A 19,255-nucleotide genomic window follows, 5' to 3' on the forward strand; every position below is an offset into this window, starting at 1 on the left:
CAGTATGCCGGAAGGTCCGGAGATCCGCCGTGCGGCGGATAAACTGGAGGCGGCAATCAAAGGCGAACCCTTAACCAACGTCTGGTTCGCCTTTCCTCAGTTGCAACCCTATCAAACTCAGCTAATTGGTCAGCGGGTGACCCATATCGCCACCCGCGGCAAGGCCCTGCTAACCCACTTCTCCGGCGGATTGACCCTGTATAGCCATAACCAGCTGTACGGCGTCTGGCGCGTGGTGGATGCCGGCGTTGAGCCGCAATCGAACCGCGTACTGCGCGTCAGGCTGCAGACCGCCAGCAAGGCGATTTTGCTCTACAGCGCGTCGGACATTGATATCCTCACGGCGGAGCAGGTTGCCAACCATCCGTTCTTGCTGCGCGTCGGACCGGACGTGCTGGACATGACGTTAACCGCGGAGCAGGTGAAAGCGCGGCTGCTGTCGGCCAAATTCCGCAATCGTCAGTTTTCCGGCCTGCTGCTGGATCAGGCTTTTCTTGCCGGGCTCGGAAACTATCTGCGGGTGGAAATTCTCTGGCAGGTGGGATTAAGCGGTAAGCGTAAAGCCGCTGAACTGAGCGACAGTCAGCTGGATGCGCTGGCGCACGCGCTGCTCGATATCCCGCGGCTGTCCTATCGTACTCGCGGTCTGGTGGATGACAACAAGCATCATGGCGCGCTGTTTCGCTTTAAGGTCTTCCATCGCGATAGGGAAAGGTGCGAACGCTGTGGGGGAATCATTGAGAAGACGACGCTCTCCTCGCGGCCATTTTACTGGTGTCCAGGATGCCAGCATTAAGCCGGCTGGCGGGCGATTTCATCATGAAGCGCGTTATCAGGCATAAAAAAACGCGCCAGCAGGCGCGTTTTTATGATCCGGACAGTGCGATTAACGCTTAATGTCGGACTGGAAATCGCGTTTGGCGTAGCCGGTATACAGCTGACGCGGACGGGCGATCTTCATGCCATCGCTGTGCATTTCGTTCCAGTGCGCAATCCAGCCCACGGTACGCGCCATGGCGAAGATAACGGTAAACATGGAGGACGGAATACCCATCGCTTTCAGGATAATACCGGAGTAGAAGTCGACGTTCGGATACAGTTTCTTCTCGATGAAGTACGGGTCGTTCAGCGCGATATGCTCCAGCTCCATGGCCACCTGCAGCAGGTCGTCTTTGGTGCCCAGCTCTTTCAGCACTTCATGGCAGGTTTCACGCATCACGGTGGCGCGCGGATCGTAGTTTTTGTAAACACGATGGCCGAAGCCCATCAGGCGGAAAGAGTCATTCTTGTCTTTCGCACGACGAACAAATTCCGGAATGTGCTCAACGGAGCTGATCTCTTCCAGCATTTTCAGCGCCGCTTCGTTGGCGCCACCGTGTGCCGGTCCCCACAGGGAGGCGATGCCCGCAGCGATACAGGCGAACGGGTTAGCGCCGGAGGAGCCCGCGGTACGTACCGTGGAGGTCGACGCGTTCTGCTCGTGATCGGCGTGCAGGATCAGAATACGATCCATCGCGCGCTCCAGCACCGGATTGACTTCATACTCTTCGCACGGTGTCGCAAACATCATGCGCAGGAAGTTGCCGGCGTAGGAGAGGTCGTTGCGCGGATAAACAAACGGCTGGCCGATAGAATACTTGTAACACATGGCTGCCATGGTTGGCATTTTGGACAGCAGACGGTAGGCGGCAATCTCGCGGTGACGCGGGTTATTCACGTCGAGGGAATCATGATAGAACGCCGCCAGCGCGCCAGTGATCCCGCACATCACCGCCATCGGGTGGGAATCGCGACGGAACGCGTGGAACAGACGGGTGATCTGCTCATGAATCATGGTGTGGCGGGTGACGGTAGTTTTGAATTCGTCATATTCGGCCTGGGTCGGCTTTTCGCCGTACAGCAGGATATAACAGACTTCAAGATAATTAGATTCGGTCGCTAACTGGTCGATCGGGAAGCCGCGGTGCAGCAGGATCCCCTCGTCACCATCGATAAACGTAATTTTAGATTCACAAGAAGCCGTTGATGTGAAACCTGGGTCAAAGGTAAATACGCCTTTTGAACCAAGACTACGAATATCAATAACATCCTGACCGAGCGTGCCTTTTAGCACATCCAGTTCAATAGCAGTGTCACCACCCAGGGTGATTTTTGCTTTAGCATCAGACATTTATGGTCTCCTTAGCGCCTTTATTGCTTAAGACTGCCGGGTGGTGGATTTGCTTTCGGCCCGCGCCTGCATACGTTACCAGTTTGTTATGTTGCACACAGCTCTGCGTCAGCGAAAAGGGCAGGGTACAGAGCAACGGCGCTTGATGGCACGTCCTTCAGGGCTGCGGTGAAACAACAGCAAATCAGCGTTTTAGCAGTCCGAATATTAAAACCTATATACCACTAATAACTGTCCTGATTACATCGGTCAATACTGACACACTGTTACATAACTTATTCTCAGGTGAAAGAGTGACCCCATAACTTTTGAGCATTATTGCATTTAACTGGTAATGGTTGTAACAAGAATGTTTAATATTTGTCAAATCAGGTGATTAAAAATTAAAAAAATGTTGGTATCGTGACCTTGATCACTGTTCCGGAGAAAACCCAACAAACTATATGTAGGTTAATTGTAATGATTTTGTGAACGGCCTATACTGCGGCCAGGTCTCCGGAACACCCTGCAATCCCGAGCCACCCAGCGTTGTTTAGTGATGTTTTAATGCCTGAAAAGACGTTTTAACATGACTTCTGGTTATAGAAAGGACGCTGTCTGACCCGCAAGCAGACCGGAGGAAGGAAACAATAAGAACAGCATGTGGGCGTTATTCATGGTAAGAAATGTGAAAAAACAAAGACCTGTCAATCTGGATCTACAAACGATACGGTTCCCAATCACGGCGATAGCGTCCATTCTCCATCGCGTTTCCGGTGTCATCACCTTCGTGGCGGTCGGAATTCTGCTTTGGCTGCTGGGCACCAGCCTTTCCTCCCCAGAAGGTTTTCTGACGGCGGCCTCCATCATGGATAGCTTCTTTGTGAAGTTCATCATGTGGGGCATTCTCACCGCGCTGGCCTATCACGTCGTTGTCGGTATTCGCCATCTGATGATGGACTTTGGCTACCTTGACGAAACCCTCGAAGCAGGGAAACGTTCCGCCAAAATTTCTTTTGTTATTACTGTCGTGCTTTCACTTCTCGCAGGAGTCCTCGTATGGTAAGCAACGCCTCAGCACTGGGACGCAACGGCGTACATGACTTTATCCTGGTCCGTGCTACCGCCATCGTTCTGACCCTCTACATCATCTACATGGTTGGCTTCTTCGCCACCACCGGTGAAATCTCATGGGAAGTGTGGACCGGATTCTTTGCCTCCGGCTTCACTAAAGTCTTCACTCTGCTGGCTCTCGTTTCCATTCTCATCCATGCCTGGATCGGGATGTGGCAGGTGTTAACGGACTACGTTAAACCACTGGCTCTGCGCCTGGTTCTGCAACTGGCTATCGTTGTGGCGCTGGTGGCTTACGTTCTTTATGGATTTGTTGTGGTGTGGGGTGTGTAATGAAATTGCCAGTCAGAGAGTTTGATGCTGTTGTCATCGGTGCCGGCGGCGCAGGTATGCGCGCGGCGCTGCAAATTTCCCAGAGCGGACAGACCTGTGCACTGCTCTCCAAAGTTTTCCCTACCCGTTCCCATACCGTATCCGCGCAGGGTGGCATCACCGTCGCGCTCGGTAACTCCCATGAAGATAACTGGGAATGGCATATGTACGACACCGTAAAAGGGTCGGACTATATCGGCGACCAGGACGCCATCGAATACATGTGTAAGACCGGTCCGGAAGCGATTCTTGAGCTGGAGCACATGGGACTGCCGTTCTCTCGTCTTGACGATGGCCGTATTTATCAGCGCCCGTTTGGCGGCCAGTCGAAGAACTTCGGCGGCGAACAGGCGGCGCGTACCGCGGCGGCGGCTGACCGTACCGGTCACGCCCTGCTGCACACTCTGTATCAGCAGAACCTGAAAAACCACACCACTATCTTCTCCGAATGGTACGCCCTCGATCTGGTGAAAAACCAGGACGGCGCGGTAGTCGGTTGTACCGCCCTGTGCATTGAGACCGGCGAAGTGGTCTACTTTAAAGCCCGCGCCACCGTGCTGGCGACCGGCGGCGCAGGCCGTATCTATCAGTCCACCACCAACGCCCACATCAATACGGGTGACGGCGTCGGGATGGCCATCCGCGCCGGCGTGCCGGTGCAGGATATGGAAATGTGGCAGTTCCACCCGACCGGTATCGCCGGGGCTGGGGTTCTGGTTACCGAAGGTTGCCGCGGCGAAGGCGGTTACCTGCTGAACAAACACGGCGAACGCTTTATGGAGCGTTATGCCCCGAACGCTAAAGACCTGGCGGGCCGTGACGTGGTGGCGCGTTCCATCATGATCGAAATCCGCGAAGGCCGCGGCTGCGACGGTCCGTGGGGCCCGCACGCGAAACTGAAACTGGATCACCTCGGTAAAGAGGTTCTGGAATCTCGTCTGCCGGGTATCCTTGAACTTTCCCGTACCTTTGCCCACGTCGATCCGGTGAAAGAGCCGATCCCGGTTATCCCAACCTGTCACTACATGATGGGCGGTATCCCGACCAAAGTCACCGGCCAGGCGTTGACCGTGAATGAGAAGGGCGAAGACGTGGTGATCCCGGGCCTGTTCGCGGTAGGCGAAATCGCCTGCGTATCGGTCCACGGCGCCAACCGTCTGGGCGGCAACTCGCTGCTCGACCTGGTGGTCTTCGGCCGCGCGGCGGGCCTGCATCTGCAGGAATCCATTGCCGAGCAGGGCACGCTGCGCGACGCTAGCGAATCCGATATCGAAGGCTCGCTGGATCGCCTCAACCGCTGGAACAACACCCGCTCTGGTGAAGATCCGGTGGCGATTCGTAAAGCGCTGCAGGAATGTATGCAGCATAACTTCTCGGTGTTCCGCGAAGGCGATGCGATGCACAAAGGTCTGGAGCAACTGAAAGTGATCCGCGAGCGCCTGAAAAACGCCCGTCTCGACGATACCTCCAGCGAGTTCAACACCCAGCGCGTTGAGTGCCTGGAGCTGGATAACCTGATGGAAACCGCCTACGCGACCGCCGTATCCGCTAACTTCCGTACCGAGAGCCGTGGCGCCCACAGCCGCTTCGACTTCCCGGATCGTGATGATGAAAACTGGCTGTGCCATTCCCTGTACCTGCCAGAGTCGGAATCCATGACGCGTCGTAGCGTCAATATGGAACCGAAACTGCGTCCGGCATTCCCGCCGAAGATTCGTACTTACTAATGCGGAGACAGGAAAATGAAACTCGAGTTTTCAATTTATCGCTATAACCCGGATGTTGACGACGCTCCGCACATGCAGGATTACACCCTTGAAGCGGAAGAAGGTCGCGACATGATGCTGCTGGATGCGCTGATCCAGCTGAAAGAAAAAGATCCGTCGCTGTCGTTCCGCCGCTCCTGCCGTGAAGGGGTCTGCGGGTCCGATGGTCTAAACATGAACGGGAAAAACGGTTTGGCGTGCATCACGCCAATCTCCGCGCTGAATCAGCCGGGCAAGAAGATTGTTATCCGTCCGCTGCCAGGATTACCGGTTATCCGTGATTTGGTGGTGGACATGGGGCAATTCTATGCACAATATGAGAAGATTAAGCCTTACTTGTTGAATAATGGGCAAAATCCTCCGGCTCGCGAGCATCTGCAGATGCCTGAGCAGCGTGAGAAACTCGACGGGCTGTACGAGTGTATTCTGTGCGCCTGCTGTTCGACCTCGTGCCCGTCGTTCTGGTGGAACCCGGACAAGTTCATCGGCCCGGCTGGCCTGCTGGCCGCGTATCGCTTCCTGATCGACAGTCGCGATACCGAAACCAGCGAGCGCCTGGACGGCCTGAGCGATGCTTTCAGCGTATTCCGCTGTCACAGCATTATGAACTGCGTCAGTGTGTGTCCGAAGGGGCTGAACCCGACGCGCGCCATCGGCCATATTAAGTCGATGCTGCTACAGCGCAGCGCGTAAGCAACACGGTCTGTCCCGGATGGCGCTAGCGCTTATCCGGGCTACCAAAGCAGTAGCCCCGGCAAGCGTTAGCGCCGCCGGGGGATATAGCAGGAAATCTTTAAAAACCGCCACAAGATGTACCAGTAATCGAGGCGTTCAGTGCGAGGTAAGGCGGCAACTGAGCGCATCCCCGGGAGCATAGTGAACTATGTGACCGGGGTAAGCGAAGGCAGCCAACGCAACCGCAGCCTGAACGCTGAAGATTAATGGCAGTTTTTAAAGGTTCCTTAGCGGATAGAAACCACAACTCGTCCGCAACAAGTGAACCCCGGCACGTGCACTCGGTGTGCGTGGTAGTTTCTACGGCGAAATAAGCATATGAATGCTTAAGGGATCACGATGCAGAACGGCGCAATGAAAGCCTGGCTGGACTCTTCTTACCTCTCTGGTTCGAACCAGAGCTGGATAGAACAGCTCTATGAAGACTTCTTAACCGATCCTGACTCTGTTGACGCCAACTGGCGTTCAATGTTCCAGCAGTTACCTGGCACCGGAGTTAAACCGGATCAATTTCATTCCAAAACGCGTGATTATTTCCGTCGACTGGCGAAGGATGCCTCACGTTACACTTCTTCGATTTCCGACCCAGACACCAATGTGAAGCAGGTTAAAGTCCTGCAGCTCATCAACGCATACCGTTTCCGTGGCCACCAGCATGCGAATCTCGATCCGCTGGGGCTGTGGAAGCAAGAGAGAGTGGCGGATCTCGATCCGGCCTACCACGATCTGACCGAGGCCGATTTCCAGGAAAGCTATAACGTAGGTTCATTTGCCATCGGTAAAGACACGATGAAGCTGGGCGAGCTGATTGCCGCCCTCAAGCAAACCTACTGCGGCTCCATCGGCGCGGAATACATGCATATCACCTCTACCGAAGAAAAACGCTGGATCCAGCAGCGCATTGAATCGGTAGCTGGCAAAGCGAGCTTTACCGCGGAAGAGAAAAAACGCTTCCTCAGCGAACTGACCGCCGCGGAAGGTCTGGAGCGCTACCTCGGCGCCAAATTCCCGGGGGCGAAGCGCTTCTCGCTGGAGGGTGGCGACGCCCTGATCCCGATGCTCAAAGAGATGATCCGCCATGCAGGCAAAAGCGGCACCCGCGAAGTGGTGCTGGGCATGGCGCACCGCGGCCGTCTCAACGTGCTGGTCAACGTGCTGGGTAAAAAACCGCAGGACCTGTTCGACGAGTTCGCGGGCAAACATAAAGAACACCTCGGCACCGGCGACGTGAAGTACCACATGGGCTTCTCTTCCGATATGGAAACCGAAGGCGGTCTGGTGCACCTGGCGCTGGCGTTTAACCCGTCGCACCTCGAGATCGTCAGCCCGGTGGTTATCGGTTCCGTACGCGCCCGTCTGGATCGTCTGGACGAGCCAAGCAGCAACAAAGTTCTGCCTATTACCATCCACGGCGACGCCGCCGTCACCGGCCAGGGCGTGGTTCAGGAAACTCTGAACATGTCCAAAGCCCGCGGTTACGAAGTGGGCGGTACCGTGCGCATCGTTATCAATAACCAGGTGGGCTTCACGACCTCTAACCCGCTGGATGCGCGCTCAACGCCGTACTGCACCGACATCGGTAAAATGGTGCAGGCGCCGATTTTCCACGTCAATGCGGACGATCCGGAAGCGGTCGCCTTCGTCACCCGTCTGGCGCTTGATTTCCGCAATACCTTTAAACGCGATGTCTTCATTGACCTGGTGTGCTACCGCCGTCACGGCCACAACGAAGCCGATGAGCCGAGCGCAACCCAGCCGCTGATGTATCAGAAGATCAAAAAGCATCCGACTCCGCGCAAAATCTATGCTGACAAGCTGGAGCAGGAGAAGGTGGCGACTCTGGAAGATGCGACCGAGCAGGTTAACCTCTACCGCGATGCGCTGGATGCCGGCGAATGCGTGGTGCAGGAATGGCGTCCGATGAATATGCATTCCTTTACCTGGTCGCCGTACCTCAACCACGAGTGGGACGAGAGCTATCCGGATAAAGTTGAGCCGAAACGTCTGCAGGAGTTGGCCAAACGCATCAGCACGGTACCGGAAGGTATCGAAATGCAGTCCCGCGTGGCGAAAATTTACGCCGACCGCCAGGCGATGGCGGCAGGCGAGAAGCTGTTTGACTGGGGCGGTGCCGAAAACCTGGCCTACGCCACGCTGGTTGACGAAGGTATTCCGGTTCGTCTGTCCGGCGAAGACTCCGGCCGCGGCACCTTCTTCCACCGTCATGCGGTGATCCATAACCAGACCAATGGTTCAACCTACACGCCGCTGCAGCATGTCCATAACGGCCAGGGCCAGTTCCGCGTTTGGGACTCGGTACTGTCTGAAGAAGCGGTGCTGGCGTTCGAATATGGTTACGCCACCGCCGAGCCGCGCACTCTGACCATCTGGGAAGCGCAGTTTGGCGACTTCGCCAACGGTGCGCAGGTGGTGATCGACCAGTTCATCTCCTCCGGTGAGCAGAAGTGGGGGAGGATGTGCGGCCTGGTGATGCTCCTGCCGCACGGTTACGAAGGCCAGGGCCCGGAGCACTCCTCCGCGCGTCTGGAGCGTTATCTGCAGCTGTGCGCTGAACAAAACATGCAGGTCTGCGTGCCGTCCACGCCGGCACAGGTTTATCACATGCTGCGTCGCCAGGCGCTGCGCGGTATGCGTCGTCCGCTGGTGGTGATGTCGCCGAAGTCGCTGCTGCGTCATCCGCTGGCGGTCTCCAGCATGGATGAGCTGGCGAACGGCACTTTCCTGCCGGCTATTGGTGAAATCGATCAACTTGATCCGCAGGCTGTGAAGCGCGTTGTGCTGTGCTCTGGTAAGGTTTACTACGACCTGCTGGAACAGCGCCGCAAAAACGAGCAAAAAGATGTCGCTATCGTTCGTATCGAGCAGCTCTATCCGTTCCCGCATCAGGCGGTGCAGGAAGCGCTGAAAGCGTATGCGCACGTGCATGATTTTGTCTGGTGCCAGGAAGAGCCGCTCAACCAGGGCGCATGGTACTGCAGCCAGCATCACTTCCGTGAAGTGATTCCGTTTGGGGCCTCTCTGCGTTATGCAGGCCGCCCGGCCTCCGCCTCTCCGGCGGTAGGGTATATGTCCGTTCACCAGAAACAGCAACAAGATCTGGTCAATGACGCGCTGAACGTCGATTAATTAAAGGATACACAATGAGTAGCGTAGATATTCTGGTTCCCGACCTGCCTGAGTCCGTAGCTGACGCAACCGTCGCCACCTGGCACAAAAAACCGGGCGACGCGGTCGTCCGTGACGAAGTTCTGGTCGAAATCGAAACTGACAAAGTGGTACTGGAAGTACCGGCATCAGCGGACGGCATTCTGGATGCAGTGCTGGAAGACGAGGGCGCCACCGTCCTGTCTCGCCAGATCCTTGGCCGCCTGCGCGAAGGCAACAGCGCAGGTAAAGAAAGCAGCGAGAAAGCCGATGCGAAAGCGTCCACTCCGGCGCAGCGTCAGCAGGCCTCTCTGGAAGAGCAGAACAACGACGCGCTGAGCCCGGCGATCCGTCGTCTGCTGGCTGAACACAACCTTGACCCAGCGGCCATCAAAGGCACTGGCGTCGGCGGCCGTCTGACCCGCGAAGACGTTGAGAAACATCTGGCGAAAGCCCCGGCGCCGGCAGAAGCCAAAGCGCCAGCCGCCGCCCCGGCAGCCGCGCCGGCGCCGCAGCTGGGCCACCGTTCGGAAAAACGCGTCCCGATGACCCGCCTGCGTAAACGCGTAGCCGAACGTCTGCTGGAAGCGAAAAACTCTACCGCCATGCTGACGACCTTTAACGAAGTCAACATGAAGCCCATCATGGATCTGCGTAAGCAGTACGGTGAGGCGTTCGAAAAACGTCATGGCATCCGCCTGGGCTTTATGTCCTTCTACGTGAAAGCGGTAGTGGAAGCGCTGAAACGCTATCCGGAAGTGAACGCTTCCATCGATGGCGACGACGTGGTGTACCACAACTACTTCGACGTCAGCATGGCCGTATCCACTCCGCGCGGTCTGGTCACCCCGGTGCTGCGTGACGTCGACCTGCTGGGCATGGCGGATATCGAAAAGAATATCAAAGAGCTGGCAGTGAAAGGCCGCGACGGCAAGCTGACCGTAGACGACCTGACCGGCGGTAACTTCACTATTACCAACGGCGGCGTCTTCGGCTCCCTGATGTCCACGCCGATCATCAACCCACCGCAGAGCGCTATTCTGGGTATGCATGCCATTAAAGACCGTCCGATGGCGGTCAATGGCAAGGTAGAGATCCTGCCGATGATGTACCTGGCGCTCTCCTATGACCACCGTCTGATCGACGGACGTGAATCGGTAGGCTTCCTGGTGGCGATTAAAGAGCTGCTGGAAGATCCGACCCGTCTGCTGCTGGACGTGTAGTCAGCAAGCGTATTACCTACCGTAGGCCGGATAACACGCGTTAGCGCCGTTATCAGGCCTACAGGTTTAAAGATAATTACACCCTGAAGGATGGACTGAACACATGAACTTACATGAATATCAGGCAAAACAACTTTTTGCCCGCTATGGCTTACCGGCGCCGGTGGGTTATGCCTGTACTACTCCGCGTGAAGCAGAAGAAGCCGCTTCAAAAATCGGCGCGGGTCCGTGGGTAGTGAAATGTCAGGTTCACGCTGGTGGCCGCGGCAAAGCGGGCGGTGTGAAAGTAGTTAAGAGCAAAGAAGAGATCCGCGCATTTGCCGAGCACTGGCTGGGCAAACGTCTGGTGACCTATCAAACAGATGCAAACGGCCAGCCGGTTAACCAGATCCTGGTTGAAGCGGCGACCGATATTGACAAAGAGCTGTACCTGGGCGCGGTTGTTGACCGTAGCTCCCGTCGCGTGGTGTTCATGGCGTCTACCGAAGGCGGCGTGGAAATCGAGAAAGTGGCGGAAGAGACCCCGCACCTGATCCACAAGATCGCCATCGATCCGCTGGCGGGCCCGATGCCTTACCAGGGTCGTGAACTGGCGTTCAAACTGGGTCTGGAAGGTAAACAGGTTCAGCAGTTCACCAAGATTTTCATGGGTCTGGCGACCATTTTCCTTGAGCGCGACCTGGCGCTGATCGAGATCAACCCGCTGGTGATCACCAAGCAGGGCGACCTGATCTGCCTCGACGGCAAACTGGGCGCTGACGGCAACGCGCTGTTCCGCCAGCCGGATCTGCGCGAAATGCGCGATCAGTCTCAGGAAGACCCACGTGAAGCGCAGGCGGCGCAGTGGGAACTGAACTACGTCGCGCTGGACGGCAACATCGGCTGCATGGTTAACGGCGCAGGCCTGGCGATGGGTACCATGGACATCGTTAAGCTGCACGGCGGCGAACCGGCTAACTTCCTCGACGTAGGCGGCGGCGCGACCAAAGAGCGCGTGACCGAAGCGTTCAAAATCATCCTCTCTGACGACAACGTTAAAGCGGTGCTGGTTAACATCTTCGGCGGCATCGTGCGTTGCGACCTGATCGCTGACGGCATCATCGGCGCGGTAGCGGAAGTAGGGGTTAACGTTCCGGTTGTGGTTCGTCTGGAAGGTAACAACGCCGAACTGGGCGCGAAAAAACTGGCTGACAGCGGCCTGAATATTATTGCAGCGAAAAGTCTGACGGACGCAGCACAGCAGGTTGTTGCCGCAGTGGAGGGGAAATAATGTCAGTTTTAATCAATAAAGATACCAAGGTTATCTGCCAGGGCTTCACCGGTAGCCAGGGGACCTTCCACTCTGAACAAGCGATCGCTTACGGTACGCAAATGGTTGGCGGCGTGACGCCAGGCAAAGGCGGCACCACTCACCTGGGCCTGCCGGTGTTCAACACCGTGCGCGAAGCCGTTGAAGCGACCGGCGCGACCGCGACCGTGATCTACGTTCCGGCGCCGTTCTGCAAAGATTCCATCCTGGAAGCGATCGACGCGGGCATTAAGCTTATCATCACCATCACCGAAGGTATCCCAACGCTGGATATGCTGACCGTGAAGGTGAAGCTGGACGAAGCGGGCGTGCGTATGATCGGCCCGAACTGCCCGGGCGTTATCACTCCGGGCGAGTGCAAAATCGGCATCATGCCGGGTCACATTCACAAGCCGGGTAAAGTGGGCATCGTTTCCCGTTCCGGCACCCTGACCTATGAAGCGGTTAAGCAGACCACCGATTACGGCTTCGGCCAGTCTACCTGCGTCGGTATCGGCGGCGACCCGATCCCGGGCTCCAACTTCATCGATATCCTGAAGATGTTCGAGGAAGATCCGCAGACCGAAGCGATCGTCATGATCGGTGAGATCGGCGGCAGCGCGGAAGAAGAAGCGGCGGCTTATATTAAAGATCATGTCACTAAGCCGGTTGTCGGCTACATCGCGGGCGTTACCGCGCCGAAAGGCAAGCGTATGGGCCACGCGGGCGCTATCATCGCCGGCGGTAAAGGTACAGCGGATGAGAAATTCGCAGCGCTGGAAGCGGCGGGTGTGAAAACTGTTCGCAGCCTGGCCGACATCGGCGAAGCGCTGAAAGCTATTATCAAGTAAACCCTCTCTGCTTGTCCGCAAGCAGAAATCTGTCCGATTTCGACATGGTTGGCCACCGTCAGGTGGCCTTTTTTGTGACCGTTATACCGTCTCGTCAGAACCGCAGCGCCAACAACGAATTGATTTTCTGCGAAAAGCCCTATCTATCATATTGATTTAATTTATTATTTAATAAGTATTTTCGATGCGCTGTAGTGGCTAAAAAAATATACCCCGGCTGTACCGTAGGGAAACAAAAGCGGCAGCGAAAAAGCGTGGGGCAGGGGATAAGGAAGAAGATAAAATACTGTGAGCGGTCTAACATTATTCGGATCGGTTCCTTTTTTTTGTTTTTTTTCCACGACGTTAAATAATATTACCTATGATTCTCATATCTCTCTTTTTAGTAACTGGAAAAGCCATAGTTTAAACACTTAATTAACATTAAGTTCACCAATATTCTTTATTGGGCTACATAATTAACACATAGAGTAAAAATTGATTTATATCAATACTTAATCCTTGGAAAAATCCCTCAAAAAACGTTAAATTGTCTCAAGTCAAATTGGCTGAATTCAGCCATCTTCACTATATATTGATCACCGTCGAAAAATGTAAAACTGGAACAATAAAAACATATTTATTGTAAGGTTATTGCGGCGTAATATATTGGGGAATCAATTGGGTTTTTCGTTAACGTATTTGTAACCTTACCCTGGCATGGTTTTACCTTCGATTGAAACCTGCTGTGGACGGGCGACAAATAAATTTGTATTGGGGCATGCGTATGAGCCAGAGCTTCTCGGTTCATTTTCGGAGTCTTCATGCGATGAGCAAGGAGTCATGATGTTAGATATAGTCGAACTGTCGCGCTTACAGTTTGCCTTGACCGCGATGTACCACTTCCTGTTTGTGCCGCTAACGCTCGGTATGGCGTTCCTGCTGGCCATCATGGAAACGGTCTACGTCCTTTCCGGCAAACAGATTTATAAAGATATGACCAAATTCTGGGGCAAGTTGTTTGGTATCAACTTCGCGCTGGGTGTGGCGACCGGTCTGACCATGGAGTTCCAGTTCGGGACTAACTGGTCGTATTACTCACACTACGTGGGCGATATCTTTGGTGCGCCGCTGGCCATTGAAGGTCTGATGGCCTTCTTCCTCGAATCCACCTTTGTAGGTCTGTTCTTCTTCGGTTGGGATCGTCTGGGCAAAGTTCAGCACATGGCCGTCACCTGGCTGGTTGCGCTGGGTTCCAACCTCTCCGCGCTGTGGATCCTTGTCGCCAACGGCTGGATGCAGAACCCTATCGCATCGGACTTCAACTTCGAAACCATGCGTATGGAGATGGTCAGCTTCTCTGAACTGGTGCTCAACCCGGTCGCCCAGGTGAAATTCGTTCACACTGTGGCGTCGGGCTATGTCACCGGCGCGATGTTCATCCTGGCGATTAGCTCCTGGTACATGCTGAAAGGTCGCGACTTCGCCTTTGCCAAGCGCTCCTTTGCCATCGCAGCCAGCTTCGGTATGGCGGCGATCCTCTCCGTTATTGTGCTGGGTGACGAATCCGGTTACGAAATGGGTGACGTGCAGAAAACCAAACTGGCGGCTATCGAAGCAGAGTGGGAAACCCAGCCTGCGCCGGCGGCCTTCACCCTGTTTGGTATTCCCGATCAGAATGCGCAGACCAACCACTTTGCGATCCAGATCCCCTACGCGCTGGGCATCATTGCTACCCGCTCGGTGGATAAACCGGTTATCGGCCTCAAGGATCTGATGGTTCAGCACGAAGAGCGTATCCGTAACGGCATGAAAGCCTACGCGCTGCTGGAACAGCTGCGCGCCGGTTCAACCGATCAGGCCGTGCGTGACCAGTTCAATAACGTGAAGAAGGACCTCGGTTATGGCCTGCTGTTGAAGCGCTATACCCCGAACGTCGCTGACGCCACGGAAGAGCAGATCGCCAAAGCGACCAAAGACTCCATTCCAAGCGTCGCACCGCTGTACTTCGCCTTCCGTATCATGGTGGCGTGCGGCATCCTGATGCTGCTGATTATAGGCGCCTCCTTCTGGAGCGTGATCCGTAACCGCATCGGCGAGAAAAAATGGCTGCTGCGCGCCGCATTCTACGGCCTGCCGCTGCCGTGGATTGCCGTGGAGTCGGGCTGGTTTGTTGCCGAATACGGCCGTCAGCCGTGGGCGATTGGTGAGGTCCTGCCGACGGCGGTGGCTAACTCATCATTGACCGCGGGCGACCTGATCTTCTCAATGTTGCTGATCTGTGGTCTGTACACGCTGTTCCTGGTGGCTGAACTGTTCCTGATGTTCAAGTTTGCCCGCAAAGGACCTAGCAGCCTGAAAACCGGCCGCTATCACTTTGAACAGTCCTCTGCGGCTATTCAGTCGGCACGCTAAGACAGGAGTCGTCAAATGATCGATTATGAAGTATTGCGTTTTATCTGGTGGCTGCTGATTGGCATTCTGCTGATTGGTTTTGCCGTCGCCGACGGGTTCGACATGGGGGTGGGCATGCTCACCCGCTTCCTCGGCCGCAACGACACCGAGCGTCGGATTATGATCAACGCCATCGCCCCGCACTGGGACGGTAACCAGGTGTGGCTGATCACCGCCGGCGGCGCGCTGTTCGCTGCCTGGCCGATGGTTTACGCCGCGGCGTTCTCTGGCTTCTATGTGGCGATGATTCTGGTGCTGGCCTCGCTGTTCTTCCGTCCGGTCGGTTTTGACTACCGTTCCAAGATCGAGGACACCCGCTGGCGCAACATGTGGGACTGGGGCATCTTCATCGGTAGCTTCGTGCCGCCGCTGGTGATTGGCGTGGCCTTTGGCAACCTGCTGCAGGGCGTGCCGTTCCACGTCGATGAATACCTGCGTCTGTTCTATACCGGTAACTTCTTCCAGTTGCTGAACCCGTTTGGTCTGCTGGCCGGTATCGTCAGCGTGGCGATGATCCTGACTCAGGGCGCCACCTACCTGCAGATGCGTACCGTAGGCGAACTGCACCTGCGTACTCGCACCGTTTCCATGGTGGCGGCGCTGGTGACGCTGGTCTGCTTCGCGCTGGCGGGCGTGTGGGTCTACTACGGCATCGACGGCTATGTGGTGAAATCGGTGATTGACCATACCGGCCCGTCTAACCCGCTGACCAAGGAAGTGGTGCGGGAAGCTGGCGCGTGGATGGTGAACTTTAACAATATGCCAGCGCTGTGGGCGGTGCCTGCCCTGGGCGTGGTGTTGCCGCTGCTGACCGTCGTTTCGACCAAAGCGGATAAAGGTGCCTGGGCATTCCTGTTCTCCTCGCTGACCCTGGCCTGCATCATTCTGACTGCCGGTATCGCGATGTTCCCGTTCATCATGCCGTCCAGCACCATGCTGAACGCCAGCCTGACGATGTGGGACGCGACCTCCAGTCAGCGGACGCTGAACCTGATGACCTACGTGGCGATTGTTTTCGTGCCGATCATTCTGGCCTACACCAGCTGGTGTTACTGGAAGATGTTTGGCCGCATCACGCGCGAAGACATCGAAAAGAATACCCACTCGCTGTACTAAGGTAAGGAGCTATATATGTGGTACTTCGCATGGATTTTGGGAACGCTTCTTGCCTGTGCTTTTGGGGTCATTACCGCGCTGGCGCTTGAGCACGTGGAAGCCACCAAAGCCGGGAAGAAAGAAGAAATCTGATGAAATTTATCGCTACTCTGTACGCGATAATGGACAAGCGCCCGCTCCGGGCGCTTTCCTTATTGATGGCGCTGCTGCTGGCTGGCTGCATTTTCTGGGATCCGTCGCGCTTTGCGGCGAAGACCAGCGAGCTGGAAATCTGGCATGGTTTCTTGCTGATGTGGGCGGTTTGCAGCGGCGTTATTCACGGCGTGGGCTTTCGCCCGCGTGCCGTTCACTGGCAGGGGATTTTTTGTCCGCTTATCGCTGATATCGTGCTCGCTTTGGGTCTCTTCTTTTTCTTCTTTTGAATAAGAGATCTCTGTTAATGCTATGGGCTTGCATAAGCCCATAAAAATTTACGCCCCGTTTACTTTCCCCCATTCCAAACCACCTTTCCCGCGCGTATAGTAGCGAAGTTTGAAAGCTCTAACCTTTTTTTGCATTACCGGGATGTAAAGTGAATACAACGCTGTTTCGATGGCCGGTTCGGGTCTACTACGAAGATACCGATGCCGGTGGTGTGGTTTACCACGCCAGTTACGTCGCTTTTTATGAAAGAGCACGCACAGAGATGCTGCGCCACCATCACTTTAGTCAACAGGTGCTGTTGGCTGAACGCGTTGCCTTCGTGGTTCGCAAAATGACGCTGGAGTATTTTGCCCCCGCCAGACTCGACGACATGCTCGAAGTCCAGACGGAAATTACCTCGATGCGCGGCACCTCTTTGGTTTTCACGCAGCGAATCGTCAACGCCGAGAATACAGTGTTAAACGAAGCTGAGGTTCTCATTGTGTGCGTTGATCCACTCTTAATGAAGCCACGTGCGCTTCCCAAGTCTATTGTCGCGGAGTTTAAGCAGTGACTGACATGAATATCCTTGATTTGTTCCTGAAGGCGAGCCTTCTGGTAAAACTTATCATGTTGATTTTGATTGGTTTTTCTATCGCTTCCTGGGCTATCATTATTCAGAGAACGCGTATCCTTAACTCGGCCGCGCGTGAAGCTGAAGCGTTCGAGGACAAATTCTGGTCCGGGATCGAGCTCTCTCGTCTGTACCAGGAGAGCCAGGGGCGTCGCGATAACCTGACCGGTTCGGAACAAATCTTCTACAGCGGTTTCAAAGAGTTTGCACGCCTGCATCGGGCTAACAGCCATGCGCCGGAAGCGATTGTCGAAGGGGCATCGCGCGCGATGCGTATTTCGATGAACCGCGAACTGGAAACGCTGGAAACCCATATTCCGTTCCTCGGCACCGTAGGCTCGATCAGCCCGTATATCGGTCTGTTCGGTACCGTCTGGGGGATTATGCACGCCTTTATCGCCCTTGGCGCGGTGAAGCAGGCCACCCTGCAGATGGTGGCGCCAGGTATCGCCGAAGCGCTGATCGCCACCGCGATTGGTCTGTTCGCCGCGATCCCGGCGGTCATGGCGTATAACCGCCTGAACCAGCGCGTGAACAAGCTTGAACTGAATTACGACAACTTTATGGAAGAGTTCACCGCTATTCTGCACCGTCAGGCCTTTACCACCAGCGAAAGCAATAAGGGGTAAGCCATGGCCAGAGCACGTGGACGCGGACGTCGCGAACTGAAGTCCGAGATCAACATCGTTCCGCTGCTGGATGTCCTGCTGGTGCTGCTGCTGATCTTTATGGCAACGGCGCCGATCATTACGCAGAGCGTGGAAGTCGATCTGCCGGACGCCACGGAATCGCAAGCGGTGAAAAGCAATGACGATCCGCCGGTGATTGTGGAAGTCTCCGGGGTAGGGCAGTACAGCGTGAAGGTGGGGCAGGAGACGCTGTCCCAGCTGCCGCCGGAGCAGGTAATTGCCGAAGCGAAGCGTCGTCTTGAAGCCAATGAAAAAACGGTATTCCTGATCGGCGGTGCGAAAGACGTCCCTTACGATGAAATTATTAAAGCGCTGAACCTGTTGCATAGTGCAGGGGTTAAATCGGTCGGCTTGATGACCAAACCTATTTAATCGCTTCAGGTAGGTGCGTCCGCGCGGCGTCCGGTGGCGGGTATCGCTCGCCGTCGGTGCGCATCGCGGATACAGGCGAACAGTTTTTGGGAACCGATAGTGTCAAAGGCAACCGAACAAAACGACAAGCTTAAACGAGCGATCATCATTTCAGTCGCGCTGCACATCATTCTGATCGCGCTGCTGATCTGGAGTTCGTTTGACGAGCATCTGGATGCCTCTGCCGGCGGCGGCGGCGGATCGTCGATTGATGCCGTCATGGTCGATCCGGGGGCGGTGGTAAATAACTATAACCGTCAGCAACAGCAGCAGGCCAGCGCACGTCGCGCCGCTGAACAGCGTGAAAAACAGGCGCAGCAGCAGGCGGAAGAGTTACGTGAGAAACAGGCGGCGGAACAGGAACGGCTGAAACAGCTCGAACAGGAGCGGCTGCAGGCGCAGGAAGCGGCGAAAGAAGCGAAGGAGCAGCAGAAGCAGGCTGAAGAAGCGGCTGCCAAGGCCGCCGCGGCGGCAAAAGCCAAAGCGGACGCACAGGCAAAAGAAGCGCAGGAAGCCGCTGCCAAAGCGGCCGCCGAGGCGAAAGCGAAGGCGGATGCCCAGGCGAAAGCGGCAGAACAGGCGGCGGCCAAGGCGGCTGCTGACGCGAAGAAGCAGGCCGAAGCTGCTGCAGCGAAAGCCGCTGCCGAGGCGAAGAAACAGGCGGAAGCTGAAGCGGCGAAAGCTGCGGCCGAGGCGCAGAAGAAAGCGGAAGCGGCGGCTGCGAAGAAAGCGCAACAGGAAGCGGAGAAAAAAGCCCAGCAGGAAGCGGCTAAGCAGGCGGCAGCTGAAAAAGCGGCTGCCGAAAAAGCCGCTGAGAAAGCCGCCGCGCAAAAAGCGGCCGCTGAGAAGGCCGCCGCCGAGAAAGCCGCAGCCGCTGAAAAAGCGGCGGCAGCGAAAGCGGCTGCAGCAGAGAAGGCTGCAGCTGATAAAGCGGCCAAGGCGGCAGC

Annotated in this window: 18 protein-coding genes; 17 read left to right on the top strand and 1 reads right to left on the bottom strand. The window is 55.9% G+C overall.

Annotated elements, in window-relative coordinates; translation table 11 throughout:
- The first annotated feature begins 4 nt into the window (after positions 1–4).
- Positions 5–796, top strand: a complete 792-nt coding sequence (gene nei / locus KHQ23_RS21460; protein ID WP_032414684.1) for an endonuclease VIII — start codon at positions 5–7, stop codon at positions 794–796.
- Between the two features lie 90 nt (positions 797–886).
- Here the strand turns inward: nei and gltA are convergent, their stop codons facing one another.
- The gene (gltA, locus tag KHQ23_RS21465; protein ID WP_002894943.1) at positions 887–2,170 is read right to left on the bottom strand and encodes a citrate synthase; all 1,284 of its coding nucleotides are present in this window, start codon (positions 2,168–2,170) and stop codon (positions 887–889) included.
- 640 nt (positions 2,171–2,810) lie between these two features.
- On the opposite strand from gltA, the gene sdhC reads away from it, so the two are divergent.
- The 16 genes from sdhC to tolA form a co-directional block, all read left to right on the top strand.
- Positions 2,811–3,215, top strand: a complete 405-nt coding sequence (gene sdhC / locus KHQ23_RS21470; RefSeq protein WP_004142216.1) for a succinate dehydrogenase cytochrome b556 subunit — start codon at positions 2,811–2,813, stop codon at positions 3,213–3,215.
- A complete protein-coding gene (gene sdhD, locus KHQ23_RS21475; protein WP_002894949.1) occupies positions 3,209–3,556 on the top strand; it encodes a succinate dehydrogenase membrane anchor subunit in 348 nt (115 codons plus the stop codon). Before sdhC ends, sdhD begins: the two co-directional genes overlap by 7 nt.
- Positions 3,556–5,322 carry a succinate dehydrogenase flavoprotein subunit gene (gene sdhA / locus KHQ23_RS21480; protein ID WP_004179067.1) on the top strand — a complete coding sequence of 589 codons (1,767 nt, stop codon included), beginning with the start codon at positions 3,556–3,558 and terminating at the stop codon, positions 5,320–5,322. Before sdhD ends, sdhA begins: the two co-directional genes overlap by 1 nt.
- 15 nt (positions 5,323–5,337) lie before the next feature.
- Positions 5,338–6,054, top strand: coding sequence for a succinate dehydrogenase iron-sulfur subunit SdhB (sdhB, locus tag KHQ23_RS21485; protein ID WP_002894954.1), 717 nt, complete (start codon positions 5,338–5,340; stop codon positions 6,052–6,054).
- Positions 6,055–6,435: 381 nt separating this feature from the next.
- Complete coding sequence (sucA, locus tag KHQ23_RS21490) at positions 6,436–9,243, top strand: 2-oxoglutarate dehydrogenase E1 component (protein WP_004147623.1); 2,808 nt, start codon at positions 6,436–6,438, stop codon at positions 9,241–9,243.
- 14 nt (positions 9,244–9,257) lie between these two features.
- The gene (gene odhB, locus KHQ23_RS21495; protein WP_004142209.1) at positions 9,258–10,484 is read left to right on the top strand and encodes a 2-oxoglutarate dehydrogenase complex dihydrolipoyllysine-residue succinyltransferase; all 1,227 of its coding nucleotides are present in this window, start codon (positions 9,258–9,260) and stop codon (positions 10,482–10,484) included.
- A gap of 103 nt (positions 10,485–10,587) precedes the next feature.
- Entirely contained in the window at positions 10,588–11,754 is a 1,167-nt protein-coding gene (gene sucC / locus KHQ23_RS21500; RefSeq protein WP_002895039.1) for an ADP-forming succinate--CoA ligase subunit beta, read from the top strand.
- Positions 11,754–12,623 carry a succinate--CoA ligase subunit alpha gene (gene sucD / locus KHQ23_RS21505; protein ID WP_002895043.1) on the top strand — a complete coding sequence of 290 codons (870 nt, stop codon included), beginning with the start codon at positions 11,754–11,756 and terminating at the stop codon, positions 12,621–12,623. Before sucC ends, sucD begins: the two co-directional genes overlap by 1 nt.
- An 825-nt stretch (positions 12,624–13,448) precedes the next feature.
- Complete coding sequence (cydA, locus tag KHQ23_RS21510) at positions 13,449–15,017, top strand: cytochrome ubiquinol oxidase subunit I (RefSeq protein ID WP_002895047.1); 1,569 nt, start codon at positions 13,449–13,451, stop codon at positions 15,015–15,017.
- A 15-nt stretch (positions 15,018–15,032) separates the two neighbouring features.
- Entirely contained in the window at positions 15,033–16,172 is a 1,140-nt protein-coding gene (gene cydB / locus KHQ23_RS21515) for a cytochrome d ubiquinol oxidase subunit II (RefSeq protein ID WP_002895049.1), read from the top strand.
- A 15-nt stretch (positions 16,173–16,187) separates the two neighbouring features.
- The gene (gene cydX, locus KHQ23_RS21520; RefSeq protein ID WP_002895051.1) at positions 16,188–16,304 is read left to right on the top strand and encodes a cytochrome bd-I oxidase subunit CydX; all 117 of its coding nucleotides are present in this window, start codon (positions 16,188–16,190) and stop codon (positions 16,302–16,304) included.
- Entirely contained in the window at positions 16,304–16,594 is a 291-nt protein-coding gene (gene ybgE / locus KHQ23_RS21525; protein ID WP_002895053.1) for a cyd operon protein YbgE, read from the top strand. Before cydX ends, ybgE begins: the two co-directional genes overlap by 1 nt.
- Before the next feature lie 149 nt (positions 16,595–16,743).
- Positions 16,744–17,148: a tol-pal system-associated acyl-CoA thioesterase gene (gene ybgC / locus KHQ23_RS21530; RefSeq protein ID WP_002895056.1), complete on the top strand. Its 405-nt coding sequence runs from the start codon at positions 16,744–16,746 to the stop codon at positions 17,146–17,148.
- Positions 17,145–17,837, top strand: a complete 693-nt coding sequence (tolQ, locus tag KHQ23_RS21535; RefSeq protein WP_004152221.1) for a Tol-Pal system protein TolQ — start codon at positions 17,145–17,147, stop codon at positions 17,835–17,837. The genes ybgC and tolQ overlap by 4 nt, the downstream gene beginning before the upstream one ends.
- Before the next feature lie 3 nt (positions 17,838–17,840).
- Positions 17,841–18,269: a colicin uptake protein TolR gene (gene tolR, locus KHQ23_RS21540; RefSeq protein ID WP_002895061.1), complete on the top strand. Its 429-nt coding sequence runs from the start codon at positions 17,841–17,843 to the stop codon at positions 18,267–18,269.
- A gap of 99 nt (positions 18,270–18,368) precedes the next feature.
- Positions 18,369–19,255 (top strand): cell envelope integrity protein TolA (gene tolA, locus KHQ23_RS21545; RefSeq protein ID WP_211777058.1); only part of this gene is annotated, 887 nt, incomplete at its 3' end.

The sequence above is a fragment of the Klebsiella sp. 64 genome, assembly GCF_018223915.1.
GTDB classification, from domain to species: domain Bacteria; phylum Pseudomonadota; class Gammaproteobacteria; order Enterobacterales; family Enterobacteriaceae; genus Klebsiella; species Klebsiella pneumoniae.